Annotated in this window: 16 protein-coding genes and 2 tRNA genes; 11 read left to right on the plus strand and 7 right to left on the minus strand. The window is 62.1% G+C overall.

Annotated features, from left to right (window positions below; all coding sequences use genetic code 11):
- Nucleotides 1–304 precede the first annotated feature (304 nt).
- Together C41B8_RS12490 and C41B8_RS12495 are read right to left on the minus strand one after the other, a co-directional pair.
- Nucleotides 305–1,324, minus strand: coding sequence for a class I fructose-bisphosphate aldolase (locus tag C41B8_RS12490; protein ID WP_037338705.1), 1,020 nt, complete (start codon nt 1,322–1,324; stop codon nt 305–307).
- A gap of 82 nt (nt 1,325–1,406) precedes the next feature.
- A tRNA-Ser gene (locus C41B8_RS12495) sits at nt 1,407–1,496 on the minus strand.
- 212 nt (nt 1,497–1,708) lie between these two features.
- On the opposite strand from C41B8_RS12495, the gene C41B8_RS12500 reads away from it, so the two are divergent.
- Nucleotides 1,709–1,784 (plus strand) — tRNA-Thr (locus C41B8_RS12500).
- Nucleotides 1,785–1,854: 70 nt separating this feature from the next.
- Here C41B8_RS12500 and C41B8_RS12505 read toward each other — a convergent pair.
- The gene (locus C41B8_RS12505) at nt 1,855–2,913 is read right to left on the minus strand and encodes a Gfo/Idh/MocA family protein (protein ID WP_051883485.1); all 1,059 of its coding nucleotides are present in this window, start codon (nt 2,911–2,913) and stop codon (nt 1,855–1,857) included.
- A gap of 25 nt (nt 2,914–2,938) precedes the next feature.
- On the opposite strand from C41B8_RS12505, the gene C41B8_RS12510 reads away from it, so the two are divergent.
- The 4 genes from C41B8_RS12510 to C41B8_RS12530 all read left to right on the plus strand — a co-directional run bounded on the left by C41B8_RS12510 (nt 2,939) and on the right by C41B8_RS12530 (nt 7,050).
- Nucleotides 2,939–3,790 (plus strand): hypothetical protein, encoded by an 852-nt coding sequence (locus C41B8_RS12510; protein ID WP_156962523.1) that lies wholly within the window; start codon nt 2,939–2,941, stop codon nt 3,788–3,790.
- Complete coding sequence (locus tag C41B8_RS12515) at nt 3,787–4,971, plus strand: PDDEXK family nuclease (protein ID WP_051883473.1); 1,185 nt, start codon at nt 3,787–3,789, stop codon at nt 4,969–4,971. Before C41B8_RS12510 ends, C41B8_RS12515 begins: the two co-directional genes overlap by 4 nt.
- A 415-nt stretch (nt 4,972–5,386) precedes the next feature.
- A complete protein-coding gene (locus tag C41B8_RS12525) occupies nt 5,387–6,187 on the plus strand; it encodes a sugar phosphate isomerase/epimerase family protein (RefSeq protein ID WP_037338710.1) in 801 nt (266 codons plus the stop codon).
- Nucleotides 6,184–7,050 carry a phosphogluconate dehydrogenase C-terminal domain-containing protein gene (locus C41B8_RS12530; RefSeq protein WP_232226064.1) on the plus strand — a complete coding sequence of 289 codons (867 nt, stop codon included), beginning with the start codon at nt 6,184–6,186 and terminating at the stop codon, nt 7,048–7,050. The genes C41B8_RS12525 and C41B8_RS12530 overlap by 4 nt, the downstream gene beginning before the upstream one ends.
- Nucleotides 7,051–7,134: 84 nt before the next feature.
- Here C41B8_RS12530 and nanR read toward each other — a convergent pair whose 3' ends face one another.
- Nucleotides 7,135–7,860, minus strand: a complete 726-nt coding sequence (gene nanR / locus C41B8_RS12535; protein ID WP_037338716.1) for a transcriptional regulator NanR — start codon at nt 7,858–7,860, stop codon at nt 7,135–7,137.
- A gap of 37 nt (nt 7,861–7,897) precedes the next feature.
- On the opposite strand from nanR, the gene C41B8_RS20155 reads away from it, so the two are divergent.
- The 6 genes from C41B8_RS20155 to C41B8_RS21020 are packed head-to-tail and all read left to right on the plus strand — an operon-like array spanning nt 7,898 to nt 15,153.
- A complete protein-coding gene (locus tag C41B8_RS20155; RefSeq protein WP_084188932.1) occupies nt 7,898–8,791 on the plus strand; it encodes a GspH/FimT family pseudopilin in 894 nt (297 codons plus the stop codon).
- Nucleotides 8,788–9,429 carry a type IV pilus modification protein PilV gene (gene pilV, locus C41B8_RS19665; RefSeq protein ID WP_051883475.1) on the plus strand — a complete coding sequence of 214 codons (642 nt, stop codon included), beginning with the start codon at nt 8,788–8,790 and terminating at the stop codon, nt 9,427–9,429. Before C41B8_RS20155 ends, pilV begins: the two co-directional genes overlap by 4 nt.
- Nucleotides 9,426–10,214 (plus strand): PilW family protein, encoded by a 789-nt coding sequence (locus C41B8_RS12550; RefSeq protein ID WP_037338719.1) that lies wholly within the window; start codon nt 9,426–9,428, stop codon nt 10,212–10,214. The genes pilV and C41B8_RS12550 overlap by 4 nt, the downstream gene beginning before the upstream one ends.
- Nucleotides 10,211–10,807, plus strand: a complete 597-nt coding sequence (locus tag C41B8_RS19670) for a pilus assembly PilX family protein (RefSeq protein WP_051883476.1) — start codon at nt 10,211–10,213, stop codon at nt 10,805–10,807. Before C41B8_RS12550 ends, C41B8_RS19670 begins: the two co-directional genes overlap by 4 nt.
- 9 nt (nt 10,808–10,816) lie before the next feature.
- The gene (locus C41B8_RS12560; protein ID WP_084188934.1) at nt 10,817–14,683 is read left to right on the plus strand and encodes a pilus assembly protein; all 3,867 of its coding nucleotides are present in this window, start codon (nt 10,817–10,819) and stop codon (nt 14,681–14,683) included.
- On the plus strand, nt 14,680–15,153 hold the full coding sequence (locus C41B8_RS21020; RefSeq protein WP_051883477.1) for a type IV pilin protein: 474 nt from the start codon (nt 14,680–14,682) through the stop codon (nt 15,151–15,153). The genes C41B8_RS12560 and C41B8_RS21020 overlap by 4 nt, the downstream gene beginning before the upstream one ends.
- 23 nt (nt 15,154–15,176) lie before the next feature.
- Here the strand turns inward: C41B8_RS21020 and lspA are convergent, their stop codons facing one another.
- The 3 genes from lspA to murJ are packed head-to-tail and all read right to left on the minus strand — an operon-like array spanning nt 15,177 to nt 18,208.
- Nucleotides 15,177–15,683, minus strand: a complete 507-nt coding sequence (gene lspA / locus C41B8_RS12570) for a signal peptidase II (RefSeq protein ID WP_051883478.1) — start codon at nt 15,681–15,683, stop codon at nt 15,177–15,179.
- Nucleotides 15,680–16,618: a bifunctional riboflavin kinase/FAD synthetase gene (locus C41B8_RS12575; RefSeq protein WP_037338724.1), complete on the minus strand. Its 939-nt coding sequence runs from the start codon at nt 16,616–16,618 to the stop codon at nt 15,680–15,682. Before C41B8_RS12575 ends, lspA begins: the two co-directional genes overlap by 4 nt.
- Nucleotides 16,619–16,636: 18 nt before the next feature.
- Nucleotides 16,637–18,208 (minus strand): murein biosynthesis integral membrane protein MurJ, encoded by a 1,572-nt coding sequence (murJ, locus tag C41B8_RS12580; RefSeq protein ID WP_084188936.1) that lies wholly within the window; start codon nt 18,206–18,208, stop codon nt 16,637–16,639.
- Nucleotides 18,209–18,337 lie beyond the last annotated feature (129 nt).

Raw genomic sequence — 18,337 nt, forward strand, 5'->3', positions numbered from 1 at the left:
GCGCCTCTCCGTGAACCGGCGAAGCCGGCGCCGTGCCGGGTGCTCTTCTCTTGGTTACTTCTCTTGAGCAAGCAAGAGAAGTGACTCGCGCTGCAGCGCGAAACCAAAGGTCGGCAAAAACGCGCAGGGAGGCCTTCCTAGTGCTTGTTCGGCATTGCCGACCCATTAAACTGCTTATTGGTATCTACCGTGCTTGAACCCACGGAAATCGCAGAGTGCCATGGACCGGTAATCCGAGAAGAACCATAAAAAAGCCCGGGCCACCACGACCCGGGCTCTCGTACCGCTCAGGACGAAATCGCGGTCAGGCAGCGCTTTCCATATCGGCGTTGTATTCGCCGCGCGCAGCCGCGCCGTTGTTGCGGGCGCGTTTGAGAAAAGCCTGCTGGGCCGCGGGCACGTTATCGGCCTGGCCGCGCCACGCCTGCAGCGCCGGCGCCTGCAACGCACGCCCGTAAGAAAACGACAGGGCCCAGGGTTGCGGCCCCATGCGGTTCATCGCATCCAGATGCGCCGTGGCGAGCTCATCGCTCTGCCCGCCCGACAGGAACACGATGCCCGGCACCGCCGCCGGCACGCGGCGATTCAGACAACGCAGCGTAGCCCGCGCAACCTCTTCGACGCCGGCCTGCTGCGGGCACTGCTTGCCCGAAATCACCATATTCGGCTTGAGCAGCATGCCCTCGAGCAGCACGTTCTGGCGTTTCAACTCGGTGAACACGGCATCCAGCACGGCATCGGTGACCTGCTCGCAGCGTTCGATCGAGTTGGCGCCATCCATGAGCACTTCCGGCTCGACGATCGGCACGATGCCCGCTTCCTGGCAAAGCGCGGCATAACGCGCCAACGCATGCGCGTTGACGTGGATACAATAATCCGTCGGCCGATCCTCGGCGATGTCGATCACACCGCGCCACTTGGCAAAGCGCGCACCGGCCGCCGCATAATCGGACAAGCGCTCGCGCAGCCCGTCCAGGCCTTCGGTGACTTTCTCCTCGGGGCTGCCAGCCAGCGGCTTGGCGCCCATATCAACCTTGATGCCCGGAATGATGCCCTTGTCGGTCAGCAGGTCGGGAAACGGCGTACCGTCATCGGCCTTCTGAAACAGCGTTTCCTGGAACAGAATCACGCCGCTGATGAACTCTTCCGCGCCCGCAGTCGTGAACAGCAGATTGCGATAGGCCTGACGGTTTTGTTCCGTCGATTCGACACCGATACTGTCGAGCCGCTTCTTGATGGTGCCAGTCGACTCGTCGGCGGCGAGAATCCCCTTGCCCGGCGCCATCAGAGATCGGGCCGTGTTGATCAAGACCTGGTGCTGCATTGCGCTCTATCCTCCATAGTGATGATGACGGTAGCCGCGCGGCCTGCAGCGGCCGCGCGACGAATTCGCGCAATTTGTTGTATGGCGGAGAGGGTGGGATTCGAACCCACGAGGGGCTCTCGCCCCTGCCGGTTTTCAAGACCGGTGCAATCAACCGCTCTGCCACCTCTCCTGGAAATCTATGGCCCGTTGGCTGAATCGCCGGTGACCCGTCATCCCAAGGTCACCCGGCGCATCGTCGCGGTATTTTCGAGGCGCAGTATGCCGGCATGCAACCCGTGCGGCCAGCGCTTTTCCCGTGGTCACGGTTCCATCGCCGCCCGTCCGAAACCAGGCGTTGTCCGATTCGCGCGCTTTCTTTATACTCCGCGCCTCGCAAGTTTCGCCGGGATAGCTCAGTCGGTAGAGCAACTGATTCGTAATTAGTAGGTCGGAGGTTCGATTCCTCTTCCCGGCACCAGTAAAAAGCCCCCGAGTCTCTCGACTCGAGGGCTTTTTTATGCACGCTGCGGCCGGCGGCAAAGTTCCGACTACCAGCGTTCCGGCTCGACACTCTGCCCCGTCGCGGCCGACTGGTAGGCGGCTTCGACAAGCGCGAGGGTATTGAAGTTGTCCGGCCCCGCGGTGGGCGCAGGCTCTCTCGCGCGACGGCGCTCGATCCAGTCGCCTTGCAGGGCGACCACGCTTTCCTGAATCACGTTCCAGGGCGCTTCGCTCCAGGCCGGCCAGGTCGGCGTCACGTCTTCGACCGTTGCGCTGCCGCCGGGCCCGTGGATCGTGAGCTGGAAGTCGGCGGCCAGCCGGATGGAACCGCGATCGCCGTCGACCTCGATCAGGCTTTGCGGAAAAGGATCGTCGGCGAGCGTCGTGGCATAGCTGCAATCGACCACCGAAACGCAGCCCGCCTCGTGACGCAGCATCAGGGTGGCGTGGTCTTCGCCGGCAATGTCGGGATTGACGCGCCCGGTCTCGCAGGACAGCCGCACGACATCGCCGAACAATGCGCGCGCCATGTCCAGCGTATGGATGCCCAGGTCCTGGATGATGAAGCGCTCAAGCGTTGCGAGGTACGGCTGGTTGGCGAACACGTCGAATCCGCTGCGATAGCTGATGCGGCCGAAGAACGGCCGGCCAATGCGGCCCTCGCCGATCAACTCGGCGACGCGGCGCACGGCGTGCTGCCAACGAAAATTCTCGTGCACCGTCAGCGAGACGCCGTGCTTGCGACAGATGTTGATCAGCCGGCGGGCGGTCGCCAGCGATCCGGCGAACGGCTTCTGACAGATGATGTCGACGCCGTAGTGCGCGGCCGCCGTGACCAATGTCTCGTGGGCCGGGGTGGGCGCGGCGATATCCACGAAATCCACCGCCATCTGGGTAAGCAGTGTTTCGATATCGTCGAAACGATGCTCGATGCCGAAGGTGTCGCCGAAGGCCGCCAGCCGTCCGGCATCGCGATCGCACAGCGCGGCAATCGCCACCCCGGGCAGTTCCTGCCAGGCCCGCATCTGGTTGGCCGCGAAGAAACCGCAGCCGACGAGCGCGCCGCGCAGCACGGTGGAGGCGTTGGAATGATGAGCGTCGTCCATGGCGATGTCCGGCTGCCGATGATCGGTGGGGCGAATATACGGCATCGCGAAGAGATTATGTCATCATACCAATGATGCAATGCCTGCGCGCACCGCGGCCCGTATCGTGAGTTTCACGAGCGATCAGCCAGAGCCTTCCATGTCTGTTTCCGAAGCCGTGCGCATCCGGCGTGTCGGCACCCCAACCCCCGAAACTGTGCGTGAACGCCATGTCCTCGGCCCCGTGTGCTTCACGTGGCAGAGCGGCGCGATCCGCCATCTCTCGGTCGACGGCGTCGAAGTACTGCGCGGCATCGGCGCCGTGATCCGCGACGCCAACTGGGGCACGCATGCACTCCACACCGAAGCGGACGAGGCACATTCGAGCGACGGTGCGATCGCGTTCACCTACTGCGCTCGGGTCGCGACCGACGGCGATGGCTCGGGCGAATCGCCGCTCGCGCTCGAACTACAGGCCCACATCGATGCTACGGAATTGGACGTGCGCCTCACCCTGACCGCGCGCGAACACTTCGTGACCTGTCGTAGTGGTCTGAGCGTGCTGCTGCCACTCGCCGGCGTGGTTGAGAGTGCCGTTGCGGTCGAACATTCCGACGGGCTCGTTGAGAAAGGGCATTTTCCGCGGCATATCAGCCCAAGCCAGCCGTTTTTCGACATTCGCGGGCTTTCGTTCGCGCCGACGCCGGAGCGGACCGTCGATCTGCACTTTGAAGGCGACGTATTCGAGATGGAGGACCAGCGCAACTGGTCGGATGCGTCATTCAAGATCTACAACCGCCCGCTGGCCCTGCCCTCGCCGTACCGCATCGAAGCCGGTGAAACGGTCACCCAAAGCGTGCGGCTGCGCTGGCGTGACACCACGGGAGCCGCGCAATGAAGCCCATCGCCATCACGCCGCGGCCGCTCGAAACCCGGGTGCCGGATCTCGGCGTCGGGCTATGGGCCGCACACGCCCCCGCCAACGACATGCTCACGGCCCAGCTTGATGCGCTCCGGCCCGGTCATGTCGATCTGCTCGTTGATCTGAGAGTCGACGACGAAATCGATACGCTCGAAAGCGTGCTCTCTCTCTTTCGCGGGCGTGAATGTCAGTTATGGCTCTATCTGATCTGCGACGACGATGCGCCGCAGGCCGGGCTCGCCCGACTCGCCGAGATACTGGGGACCGAGGCCGAAGGCATCTCGGGCATGCTGCTCACACCGGCGGCCTATCTCAACAGCTATCAGCCGGACGGCGACTGGCCACGCACGACCACGCCGGCGGCACTCGTCTCGCAAGCCCGACGATACTGGCCGAATCTTGCGATCGGCGGCGGCTTCCCCACGTATTTCACCGAGCTCAATCGTTGCCGGCCGGACCCGTCGACGATTGATTTTCTCACCCATGCCACGTCGCCGATCGTGCACGCGGCCGACGATGTCTCGGTGATGGAAACCCTGGAAAGCCTGCCGTTCATCTTTGAATCGGCGCGCGCAATCGCCCCGGGGCGACGCTACCGGATCACAACCAGCGCAATCGGCGCGTGGACCAACCCCTATGGAAAGACGATCACCCCGAACGCGACCCTGGAACGCGTGACGCTCAGCGACAACGACCCGCGCCAACGCGCCCTATTCGCGGCCGCTTGGTCGGTGGGTTATCTGGCCCAGGCGATCGGGCGTGTCGATTCGCTCACACTGTCTTCAATCGGCCATCCGTTCCCGATCGCAGAACCCGCGGCGCGCTACCCGATCTTCGATGTGCTGCGGCGCCTGAACATCGGCACCGGCCGACCTGCCATGGGTGTGGCCGAACCCTTGAACTGTCTGGCGGCCCTCGGCTGGCAAACCGAAGACGAACGCGCCGAATTCTGGCTGGCTAATCTCACCGACGAAACGTGCGTGGTCACCGTGGCCGGCACTCGCTACGCTGCCGTGCTGGACGAACAGACCAACCCGAGCGCGTCGGCGCTGCGCGACTGGCCGCTAGAGAGGCTCGCGCTCTGCAACGAGTCGCCGCTGACGCTCGCCCCGTATGCCATCGCTCGCCTCGAGATCACGCTCGCACATTCGACTTAAGCCGCATTGTCCGAGCTTTATGGTGTACTCATCATACCAACGTAATTCACGGTTCATTCGAGCCAGGCAGCGCGGGTCGATAAGCCATGGCCGATGCAACCGACGCCCAGACACGGAAACAGCGCCCTGCTCGCCAGCGGATCGGGCGATCGGTGCCGTTCGACATCGCCGACCCGCTTGATCGCTTTCCGGCGTCCTTCGCCGCCCTGCGGAAATGCCGACCGGTGCCGATCGAGGATCGCCCGGGTCCCGCGACCCAGGCCGGGCTGAAACCGGCTTGGCGACTTCGCCAGGTTCGGGGCGGACCACATAACCGATGGGTTGCACGGCGTCAGCGACGGCTGCATGCGCCCGCGCGACGCCCGAACAAAGCATGCCGCGAGACCTGCCTCCTGATCATCTGCAACGAGCTGCCATGAATATCGGATTGAGCACTTATGCCTTCACCTGGCGCGGATCGGAGCGCATGGCATCACCCATGACGCTGATCGACATGATGGACGAAACCGTCGACCTTGGCGGCGGCGTGTTCCAGATCTGCGACTATCCCGCCATCGAGGCCTACTCCGACGCCGAGCTCACCGAACTGGCCGTCCAGGCGGAACGGCGCAACCTCACGCTGGAACTCGGCACGCGTGGCATCGGCCCCACCCAACTCGCGCGTTATCTGGATATTGCAGCACGCTTGGACGTCCGGGTGCTGCGCTCCATGTTCAACGATGCCGAAACCCGGCCGTCGCCGGATCAGGCTGAAGCCTGGCTGCGTGCCGTTATTCCCGGACTGGAGCGCCAGAACGTGACGCTGGCGCTGGAAACCTACGAACAGGTGCCGGTGGATACGCTGGTGGCAACCGTCGCTGGGCTCGACAGCCCATACGTCGGCATCTGTCTCGACCCGGGCAACTGCGTGGCGGCTCTGGAAATGCCGGCGTCGGTCATCGAACGCACCGCACCCTACGTGAAGAACCTGCATATCAAGGACTTCCAATTCACCCGCGCCGACGGTTGGGTGGGCTTTCGCCTGCTTGGCTGCCCGCTTGGCGAGGGGCTGCTCGATCTGGACGGCATGCTCACCCGCGTGGCGCCGCGTGAACGCGACATCAATTGCATCGTCGAGCACTGGCTTGACTGGCAGAACGACGCCGAGACCACGGCCACCGTCGAGGCGGCCTGGACCCGGCACAGCATGGATATTCTCAGGAGTCTTCAATCATGAGCGATTATCGAACCCTCGCGCTGGTCGGCGCCGGCGGCAAAATGGGTATGCGCATCGGCGCAAACCTGGCGCGCTCCGACTACACGGTGCACTACTGCGAGAACGCGCCAGCCGGGCGCGAACGTCTGGCCGCCGAGGGTCGCGAAGCCAGCGAGATCCACGACGTGATCGCCGCATGCGATCTGGTGATCCTGGCCGTGCCCGATATCGCCCTCGCGGACGTCAGCCGCGATCTGGTGCCGCGCATGCGCAGCGGTGCAACGTTGCTCACGCTCGATCCGGCCGCGGCCTATGCCAACGTTCTGCATCAGCGCGACGACATTCAGTACGCCGTGGCCCATCCCTGCCATCCGTCGGTATTTCTGGAGCGCCGCACCGATGCCGAATACGCCGACGCCTTCGGCGGCGCGGCGGCCACGCAGTCGGTGGCCGCCGCCTTCGACGATGGCAGCGAAGCCGACAAGGACGCGCTGGAGCCCGTGGTTCGCGTCATGTACGGCCCGGTCGACACCGTACACTGGGTCACCGTCACCCAGCTGGCTTATCTGGAACCAACGCTGGTCGAAACCGTGACCTGCATGCTCGGCACGTTCATGAAGGAAGCACTGGACGAGACGGTGGAACGCACCGGCATGCCCCGCCCGGCGGCCGAGGCCATGCTCTACGGCCATATCCAGATCGCCCTGGCCGTGGCTTTCAAGAGCACCAACCCGTTCTCGGATGCCTGCATGATCGCCATGGACTATGGCCGCGACGCGATCATCAAGGACGACTGGAAGAAGATCTTCGATCAGGGCGAGCTAGACAAGGTCATTGCCCGCATGCTCAAGATCGGCCGCGTGAACCGGCCCCAAGCGGAATAGTCCACAAACGACAGAAAAGCCCGGCACGGTGTCCGCCGCACGGGCTTTTTAGCTTATGGCAGGAAACCGGGTCGGGCCGCCGAATCAGGCGTCGCCTTCGTCCATGCGGGCCCGGTAGAGGTCGCTGGCTCGCGTGAGGTGATCGTGCATGGCGGCGGCCGCGCCCTCGGCATCGCCCTCGGCCAGGCGCTCGGCGATCCGGCGATGTTCGCTCACCGATACATCCTCGGCGCCCTTCGCACTCACGATGCCGGTGTAGTAATCCTTGAGCCAGTGCAGCATGGCTCGCGTCGTTGCCGCGAATATCGGATTGCCGGACATATCGGCGATCGCGTTGTGAAACGCCATATCCGCGTCGATGAATTCGGACGTGCCGGCATGCTCGACCATCTCGTCGATGATGGCCTCAAGCGAGGCGATATCCTCGGCCGTGGCTTTCTCGGCCGCGATGCGCACCAGACCCGTTTCCAGAAACAGGCGGGCTTCCTTCAGATGGTCGACATTGTCGGCCGAATCCGACAGCAGAAAACGCGCGGTGCGATCGAACTGGTTGATCATCGAGTGCACCGTGACCTCGGTCACGCGGGCGCGTTCGCCGTGCGTGATCGCGATCATGCCCATCGCCGCGAGCTGTTGCATCGCTTCGCGCACCGCCGGCCGGCCGACGTCGTACTCGCGCATCAGCTCGCGCTCGGGCGGCAACTGGTCGCCGGCCTTGAAATGGCCCGACCGGATGCGCGTCAGCAGTCGTTCCAGCACTTCGTCGGACAGTTTTCGACGACGAATCGGTGTGTTGCCGGGGTCGTTCATGGTGGTGTCGTCGATGCGATGACGCCGGCCAGTTTACATGATCGCCTCGCGGCTCATTGCAGGCAACGCGACAGACAAGCCCCGGCTCGGAGCCAACCCGGCGAAAACGGCTCGCCGCTCGTCGGGGCTGGGTCGGCGTCTGTCATCCGGCGCGCGACAGCGCTACCGATTGGCGTTAACTTGGATGCACGCAGGCTGGGACGGCCTGCGCGGGGGTTTCGTCCGGGACAAACCGCAAGCGCCGCGGTCAAGCGACGACGCGTATTTCGGCCTCATCGTTCTTCGAGTCCGAACATCGACATGCGCGCACGCGGTTACTTCGGCCGGCGTCGTCATATCGATTGGCGATTCGTGTAGCGGGCGAGACGATCGGGCAGCACTGGCGGCGCTGCACGACACCTTAAGAGGCTTTCGGGGGGACTGCATGGGAACCGCCAATGTCCGCGGCTTCACGCTGCTCGAGCTTATGGTCACCCTCGCGGTCGCGGTGGTGCTATTGACGATAGCCATTCCGTCGTATCGCAGTGTGGTCACACGCAATAGTCTGGCAACCAACGTCAACGATCTTGTCGGTTCCCTGAACTATGCGCGCAGCGAGGCCGTGGGCCGCGGCACGACGGTCTATGTCTGTGCCAGCCGCAACCAGTCCTCGTGTCGGGACGACGGCGTCTGGAGCGATGGCTGGATCGTTTACGCGCCCGCACCGGACGCAACCGATACGTCCCCCGCGACGGACAATATCTTGCGGGTTCACGGCGCAACCGGCTCCGGGTTTACGTTGACCGCGAACGGCGGCGCGCCCTTGAGTTTCAATGCCGATGGATTCGCGATCGTAGGGCGGACGTTCACCGCCACGACCGAAAACGGCGGCAACACCACGTCGGTCACCGTGGCGTCGACGGGACGCATCGATAGCAGCACTACGCCATGACCGCCTCGCTCCGCCAGAACGGCTTCACCCTGCTCGAAGCATTGGTGGCCCTCGTGGTCATCTCGATCGGACTGCTTGGTTTGCTCGGCCTGCAAACCGTAGCGATCGTGAACACCCATGTCTCGAAATCACAGACACTGGCCAGTATCGGAGCCGACGATATTGCCGACCGTATCCGGGCCAATCCGGCCGCCACTGCTTCGCTGGTCTATGCCCAAATTTCCGACAGCGGAACGGCGCAGCCTCAGGCGGACTGCACGCAAGCCACATGCAGTCCGACAGAGATGGCGAGTTACGACGCCTGGGAATGGCAGCAGACTTTGGCTTCGACGTTGCCTGACGGGCGTGGCGACGTCAGTTGTGCCGCTCCGACCAATCCGACCAGCGACAACCCATGCCGCGTCTACGACGTGACCGTGCTCTGGCGGGGCCAGGATGCCGCGGCCGGCAGCGGCTCCGGGGACGTGTCGGCTTGTCCGAGCGCAGGTTCCGGCAACGGCAACGGCAACGGCAACGGCAACGGGAACGGGAACGGGAACGGGAACGGGAACGGGAACGGAAATAGTGGTAGCAGTAACAGCGCTAATAGCAGTGGCAGCGCCTGGGTGCGTTGTTATGCCATCGAGGTTCATCCATGAGTCGCGCGCCTACGCCCTCGCCTCGCTCGCGCCAGGGTGGGTTCACGCTGGTCGAACTCATGATTGCGTTGGTAATCGGTTTGCTGCTGCTGGCGGGGGTACTCCAGATTCTTCTGAGCAACCGCACGAGCTTCGATGCCCAGCGCGCCACCGCGCATCTACAGGAAAACGCTCGTCTGGCCGAGTTCGTACTCGATCACGCGATTGCCCATGCCGGCTATCGCACCGCACTGGATGCGGCCGAAACAACCGTGTTCCCCGGGACGTCCAATGCATCCCCCAATTATCCTGATGGCGCGTACGTCACAGGTACGGCAAACGCTGACGGGCCCAACGACGCGCTGCGCCTTCGTTTTCAGGCTCGCGGCGATGTGCGGGACTGCCTCGGAGGCTCGGTCGGTACGGTGCAATCCAACGAGATCACCGACTTCCAGTTTTTCGTCAACGACAACGATACGCTGGAATGCACGAAATACAGCAGCACCGGCGCGACCACGCAACCGATCGTCGAAAACGTCGATCGGTTCAAGGTTCGCTATGGCCTGGATACCGATAACACCGCGGGCGTCGATCGCTACGTCTCGACGTTGACCGGGAATGAGGCGCGAGAAGTACGCAGCGTTCGATTCCAGCTATTGCTCCATAGTGCGGATAACGACCCGGCGGTGCCTCAAGCAGTCGATCAGAAATACAGCTTCAGCGACGGCTCGACCTTCGAGACCACTGATCGCCGGGCTCGCGTGCTCATCGATCGCACTGTGGCCATCCGGAACCCCAGCCCATGACCCCGTACAACATGCCCACGAGGCCACTCGCCCGACGTGAGGAGGGCTTTATTCTGGTCACGAGCCTGATCTTTCTCGTGATCATCACCCTGCTGGCCGTGTCGGCCATCAACTCCTCGACGCTGCAACAACGCATGGCCAACAACCAGCGCGAGAAATCGCGAGCGCTGGACGCCGCGGATTCCGCGCTTCGCCATGTGGAAACCCTGCTGGCGTCGAACGATTTCCGCCAATGCAACGCGGTCATGAGTCCAGGTTCCGGCACGAACGCCGCTGCCAACAACGGCTGCGATGCGGGCGCCTCCGGGCTGACCGTCGTTCCCGCAAGCCCCGACGCCAACCAGTCGGCCACCTATTATCTTTCCGACGCTTTCTGGTCGCGATCGGGCGTGAGCACATACCAATTGCCCGGCGACTCCGGCAGCAGCGGGCTGAATATCCAGTATCTCGTCGAATATATTCGGGAACAGGCAGACGATCTCAATCCCGGCTCGGCAGGCACCGTGGTCCTGTTTCGCATCACCGCCCGGGCTCAGGGCCGCTCACCGGCCTCCCGGGCAGTCGTGCAAAGCGTTTATCAAATCACCACTTAGGGAGCCGAGATGCGCCGTCAGCACGCTCGAATCCGTATTGCCGCCCTGGCGTTGTTGGTCGCGCTCGCATTGGCTATCGCCACACCGCCCCAGGCTCGCGCCGCCAGCGGCTCGGCTATCGACCTCACCGATCAACCCGTGGTGACCGGCTCGAGCCTGGCGCCGAATATTTTGGTCGCGGTCGACAACTCGGGGTCGATGGACTTCGAGACACTGTTTCCCACCGACAACGGGTTGCTGTTTTGGGACGGCCGCACCGACTCAGCCTGGGAGAACGGCCACTATGTTCAAGACAGCAATATCAGTTATGCATACCTCTTCCCGAATGGCTACAACAACTGCAGTGCCCGTGGCGGGTGTAACGCGACCGACCGAAGAATCTATAGCGGCTATTATGCGGTGCCTCCGATACCGGTCATGGCTTTTGCACGGTCACCACAATATAACCATTCATATTTCAATCCCGCTGTCACTTATAAGCCTTGGATTAACAAGCCTGAAATAAGTGATTTCACACACGTTCCATCCAGCCCAGTTGTGGATGATAGCTATTTTGATCTAACTCAAGATATAAAAACCTATCAAGATGGATATAACTTCGCCGTAATCGACGGAATGCCATTCGGAGACATCACTTACGCCGACAGCTATCACTGCACAAAACCCTCTCCTTACGGATGCTACTCGTACGAGCCTTACTGGCAAACCTCTTCCAAGAACTACGTGGCTCGCGGCAGCGAACTTGTTGGAATAGAATATTTTCCAGCAACTTTCTATCTTGATAAAGGCACCGATCTACCCCCGAACTACGGCTACGTCGGTCGGACATTACAAGGATATGGACCGAACAAGGAAAACCTAACGGGCTACGAGATCAAACCGAACAATTTTGCAACGCAAGCGCAGTATCAGGCTGCAATGCAGAATTTCGCCAACTGGTTCACCTATTACAGAAAACGCAGCTTGGCAATCCGCGGCGGCATCACGTCCGCTTTCGACAAGATTGGGCGAGTTCGCGTGGGTAGCTGCACCATTACCGAGGCACAGGATCGCTTACAAGGCGCGATATCCGGCGCGCATTATCTGACCATGACGAGCCTGCCGGAAGTGGGCGACAACAGCGACAATCGTCGTCGCGATTTCTACGAATCAATCTACGGAATGGATTTCAGTCGGGCGCTCGGCACCCCTAACCGCCCCGCTCTTTATTATCTTGGGCGCGAACTGGAAAACAACCCAGACATCATCCAATCCCCCTGCCAGCGAAATTACGCTCTGCTGTTTACCGATGGCTACAACAACGGAGCGCTGCCATCCAACGCAAGCCTCGATCCGAGCAATGACGGCGATGTCGATGGGGATCACTACACCAACACGATCGCCGACATTGCAATGCATTTTTACAAGGACCTGACGCCGCCCAAAGGTATCAGCGATTCGAATGCACTTCGGGCCCCCGAAGGCTGCCCCGAAGACAAGTCACTCGATTGCGTAACCAAACCGCATATGACGACGTTCGGCATAACGCTTGGGCAACAGGGGTATATCTTCGGCAATACGGACGCTTATCCCGCCGCGAATAGCGATCCGTACAACAACCCGCCACCTTGGTATGCGTATTCCTCGAATCCGAACGCGAAATTCAACTATGGCAACCTACCGACCGGCGGCCCCCAAGAAATCGACGACCTCTGGCATGCAACCATCAATTCACGGGGCGCCCTGCTGAATGCCAACTCCCCGGAAAAACTGGCGGATAAATTCACCAATGTCCTAAACCAGATTCTCGGCCGGGGCGAGACACTGACGAACGCCACCGGCAACAGCACGTCGCTCACCACGAATTCAGAGGTGTTCCAGACGCAATACGAGACCACTCATTGGACGGGCGATCTCATCGCCTTTAACGCGTTGAACGGGTCGACCGCCCAATCGGAGCGGCTCTGGAGTGCGGCGTCGCTTCTGACCGGCGTCACGGATCCGAACGCCAGCGATGGACGTACGATCGTGACCGCGCTGCGCACCGACAATGCGTCCACCAGCGGCGCGGTGTCGGGGGTGCCCTTCACGTCTACCGGGTTGTCCTCGTCGGGCATCGCCAGCCTAACCCCGGCCGCTATCGCCTATCTGCGCGGCCATCGCGACAAAGAACAGACCGGCGCCAGCAGCGACGCCAGCAATGGCCGGATCTATCGCCAGCGCGGGGATACCGTGCTCGGCGATATCATTAATTCCGTGCCGACCTATGTCGGCGCCCCGAATCCGTTGCGATACGCAGGCACATGGAAAGACCTGATCCACCCAAACAGCGACCCGACCCCCGAAAACCAGGCCAGCTATTACGATCCGGGCAATAGCACCAGTTTCGTATCGAAATACGCATCGCGGCCCCCCATGGTCTATGTCGGCGCCAACGATGGCATGCTGCACGGTTTTTATGCCGGGTCAGATAGCAGTGGCTGCAATCAACCCCTGAACAAGGATTGCCCCGGCCAAGAGTGGCTTGCTTATATTCCCAATACGCTGCTCGGCTCGCTCGCTGGTGGCAACGACCCGCTGACCAGCCCGTCATACGCGCATCGGTCGTTCGTCGACGGCCAGATCGCGACCGCACCGGCGTTCTTCGATGGCCAATGGCACACCATGCTCGTGGGCGGCCTGCGCAACGGCGGCGATACGATCTACGGACTCGACGTGACCGACCCGAGCACGTTCAGCCAATCGAATGCAGGCAACATTGTGCGCTGGGAGTTCAAAGCGCCCGGGCTTGGCAAAACCTTCGGCAAGCCATCGATCGTGCGCTTGCACAACGGCGAATGGGCGGCAATTTTTGCCAACGGCTACAACAGCGACAACTATGGCGCCTCGCTGTATGTCGTCGATATCGCCGACGGCCATGAAATTGCTCATCTGACAACCGGGGCCACGCCTACCAGCGGCCAGCCGGGCAACGGGCTGGCGACGCCCTTTCCAGTCGATATCGACGGCGATCACATCACCGACTACGTCTACGCGGGCGATCTATACGGCAACGTCTGGCGGTTCGATTTGACGTCGACTAACCCGGACGACTGGTCCGATCAAAAGATATTTCAGGCCACGGCCGCCAACGGCAGCGCCCAGCCCATTACCACGCAGGTCCAGGTCGCCGCTCATCCCAATGGTGTGGGCTATGGCGTGATGGTCTACTTCGGAACGGGGCAGGATATCCAGCCTCTCAACGACAATCAGAGCGCGATACCCAACAGTTTCTACGGTATTTGGGACCCGAACGTCATCGCCTACAACCCGGGCAACAATGCCCCGGCGCGGCCGACAAGCTGGTCGGTGAGCCGCGATCAACTGGTCGCGCAAAGCGTCGGCACGGTCAAACCCGACAATGCCGTCAATGGACTCAGCTACCGTACCGTCACCGACAATCCCATCACCTATATCGACAATAACGGCAAATTCGCTGATCGCGGCTGGGTGATCGATTTGCCGACGGATAGCGGCGAGGCCGTACTCAACCCGCCGTCGATCGTCGGCGACAATGTTGAATTCACGACCACGGTCATCAATCGCCAGACCTGTTCCCTGACCAGCAGCGGTTATTTCATGGCCGTGAGCCGCGTCAACGGCGGACCCGCCGCCAAGAATATCTTCGACGTCAACGGCGACGGTATCGTCAACGAACAGGATGCCAGCACGCCGCGCGTCGCCGGCATCGGCTTTGGGTCGGAGAGCGGCTCACCCGGTCAAGGCCCGAGCTTCAATGACCTGAATCACGGCACGCAGGTGATCAAGACTCCCTTGACCGGCGGCGGTACCGCGACCATTACCCTGGCCCGTGACTTTCTCAACGGCCGCCGCTCCTGGCACGAGATTCGACGATGAGAATACGACAAGCGTACGACGCCGCCCCGCATCAACAAGCGAACCGCAGTCGCGTTGCCAACGGCTTCACGCTCATCGAGCTGATGATCGTGGTGGCGATCATCGGCATTCTCGCCGCCATCGCTTATCCGAGCTACCTCTCGCATATTCGGACAGCGCGCCGGGTGGATGCCAAATCGCTGCTACTCAAGGCCGCGAACGAAGAAGAGAAGGCGTACTCGCAGAACAACCGCTATGTATCCGGCATGGACAAGCTCGGCTTATCCGACCTGACCGAAAACAAGTTCTATAGCGTGACGGCCACCGCGTCCGGTACCGACGACCAGAAGTACACGATTACCGCGACCGCACTCGCCGATCAGGTCAACGACACGTGCCGCACGATGACCATCGACCAGGCCGGCAACAAGACCGCATGGACCGGCGATTCGGCCGGCAGCGGCGACAACGTCTCGAGCACCTGCTGGTAATCGATCGCCCGCCGAAAGACGGTTCAGCCGCCGCGCTTGGGCAGCAGCATATCGACCGCGATCAGAAACGCGCCCGTGCAGATCGCACAATCGGCCAGGTTGAACGCCGGGTAGTGCCACGCCCCGATATGAAAATCGACGAAGTCGACCACGAAGCCCCGCGTGGCTCGGTCGATCGCGTTGCCCAGTGCCCCGCCGGCCACCAGACTCAACGCCGCGGCCAACAGCCGGCTATCGTGCGGATGCCGTCGCATCCACACCAGAATACCGATGACCACCGCCACGCTCAGGCCAACGAACAACCAGGGCGTGGACCCACGCAATATGGAAAAGGCGGCGCCCGTGTTGTGCACCAGCGTCAAATTCAGCCACGGCAGCAGCGGCATCGACTCGTACAACGCAAAGTGGTTGACCATCAGCTGCTTGGTGACCTGATCGGCGGCAATCACCAGCGCCGACAGCCAGAGCCAGTGCGCATTCTGTAGTTCGAAGCCGCGCTCGGCGCCGGCCTCGTCTCGAAATTGACTCATCGTGAACTCGTGTTGTCCAAAAGCCGGCCGACCTCGGCCACATCGGCATGCATCTGACGGGTCAGCGCATCGAGGGAATCGTAATGCTCCTCGGCGCGCACGAAGTGTTTGAAGAATACGTCAATACGCTGGCCGTATAAATCGCCGGAAAAATCGAGCACGTAGATCTCCAGCAGCTCGTCGCGCCCGTTCACGGTCGGCCGTACACCGAAACTGGCCGCTCCGATGTGCCACGAATCATCGGCAAGCCGTACCCGCACCGCATAAACCCCGTAGCGAAGCGCTGACGGACGCTCGAGGCGCAGATTAGCGGTCGGAAACCCCAGCGTACGCCCCAGGCGCTCGCCGCCGACAACCCGGCCGGACACGCGATAAGCCCGACCGAGCAAGCGTGCTGCCTGTTCAACATCGCCCGCCTGCAACCGATGACGTACGCGAGTGGAACTGACGCGTTCTCCATCCACACAGACATCCGGAACCGGCAACAATTCCACGCCGCGTGCTTCAGCGAATCGCTCCAAGGTATGGATATCGCCGGATCGACGATGGCCGAAGCGAAAATCGCGGCCCACCAGAATCGCGCGCGCGCCCAACCGCCGCGCGATCAGATCATCGAGAAAGGCTTCCGGCGAGAGCTGCGCAAACGCGCGATCGAAACGTGCACGCACGAAGACATCGATACCCAGCGCGGCGGCATCCTCCATCTTCTCGCGTAACGAAGACAGACGCGGCGGCGGATCGTCCGGCATAAAAAACGCACGTGGCGTCGGGTCGAACGTCATCAGCGCCGCCGGTCGCCCGAGCTCCGTCGCCCGCTCGCGTACGCGTTCGATCACGGCCTGATGCCCGCGGTGCAGACCATCGAAATTGCCGATCGTCAGCACACAGCCCTCGGGCAGTGCCGGCGCCGTACGTATGGAACGGATGATGCGCATCAACAACCCTACTCCCGGTTACTTCGTCGAGCCGTGGCCCAGTCGAAACTGATGCGGCCGTATGCCGAATAGCCCGAGCACGATGAAATAAATGGCGATACCGGCGCCGATCCAGATCGACAGCCAGGCGACCCGCATGAGTGCGGTGCGCGACACCCAGACCGCGTTGGTCGCCGCGCCGAAGTGTAGTACCGCCGCCATCACGATGCATGCCAGAGCCACTCGCCACAACAGACCGGCCCAGCCGGCGCCCGGCGCATAGGCCCCGCTGGCCCGCAGGTTGCGGAACAGCAATCCGGCGTTGACGAACGCGCCGAGCGAACCCGCCAGCGCCAGCCCGGCGTGGGGCGCCGGCCAGTGCATGAACAGAAAGATACCGACGAAAATCAGATTCATGGCCATCGCGCTGATCATCGAAATCACGCCACAACGCACGGGCGTACGCGAGTCCTCGCGCGAGTAGAAACCGGTCACAAGCACCTTGACCAGCGAAAACCCCATGAATCCCAGCGAATACGCCATCAGCGCATACTGGCTCATGAGCGCATCGTGGGCGCCGAACGAGCGATAATTGAACAGCGTGGACACGAGCGGCCCCGACAGTACGAACAGGCCAACCATCGCCGGCAGGCCGAGCAGGGCCAGCAGCCGGAGCGCCCAGTCGAGCGTGGCCGAGAACTCGTCCTTCGATGCGCTCGCATGGCGCGCCGATAGCGTCGGCAGGATCACCGTCGCGATCGCGACCGAAAAGATGCCCAGCGGAAATTCCATCAGCCGATCGGCGTAATACAGCCAGCTGACACTGCCCGCGGCCAGAAACGACGCGACGATCGTATCCAGCAACAGCGTAATCTGAGCGACCGAAGAGCCGAACATGATCGGCAGCATCAGCCGCAGGATCCGGCGCACCTTGGCATTGGACCACCCCCAGCGCGGCCGCGGCAGGCGATCGATACGCAACAGGAACGGCACCTGGAACGCCAACTGCACCACACCGGCGATGAATACACCGATCGCCAGAGCGATCTGCGGCTGCGCGAAGAACGGCGACAGGCCGAGCGCGGCACCGATCATGCAGAAATTGAGCAATACCGGCGTGACCGCGGGTACCGCGAACTGGCCGTAGGTGTTGAGAATGCCCCCTGCCAGCGCTGTCAGGGAGATGAACAACAGATAAGGAAACGTAATGCGCAGCATATCGACGGCCAGCGAAAACTGGCCGGGCGATTCAGCGAAGCCGGGCGCGAAGGCATAAATCAACAGCGGCGCCGCGATCACGCCAATGATGGTCAACCCGATCAGAATGACGCCTAGCGTGCCGGCGACCACCGACACCAGCTCCTTAACCTCGTCGCCACTTTCCTGATCGCGCGTGGCCGACAACACTGGGACGAACGATTGCGCAAAAGCCCCCTCGGCGAACAGCCGGCGCAGGAAATTGGGGATTTTGAAGGCGACGAGGAACGCGTCCATCGCCGGCCCGGCGCCGAACATCACGGCCAGCACCACATCGCGGACAAAGCCCAGGATGCGCGAACAGAATGTCATCGCGCCGACCACGCTGGTCGACCGGGCCAGTGATGAAGCCATTACAATTGCAGGAAGCCGAAACGCAGCGCACTATAGCCTTTAATGTCGGGCAATCGAAACACGATCGTCAGATTTGACATGAGTCGCGCTATTAACGATAATCGCGCGCCTTTCCGGCATTCCAACCAA

Source organism: Salinisphaera hydrothermalis C41B8 (assembly GCF_000732535.1).
Lineage (GTDB): Bacteria > Pseudomonadota > Gammaproteobacteria > Nevskiales > Salinisphaeraceae > Salinisphaera > Salinisphaera hydrothermalis.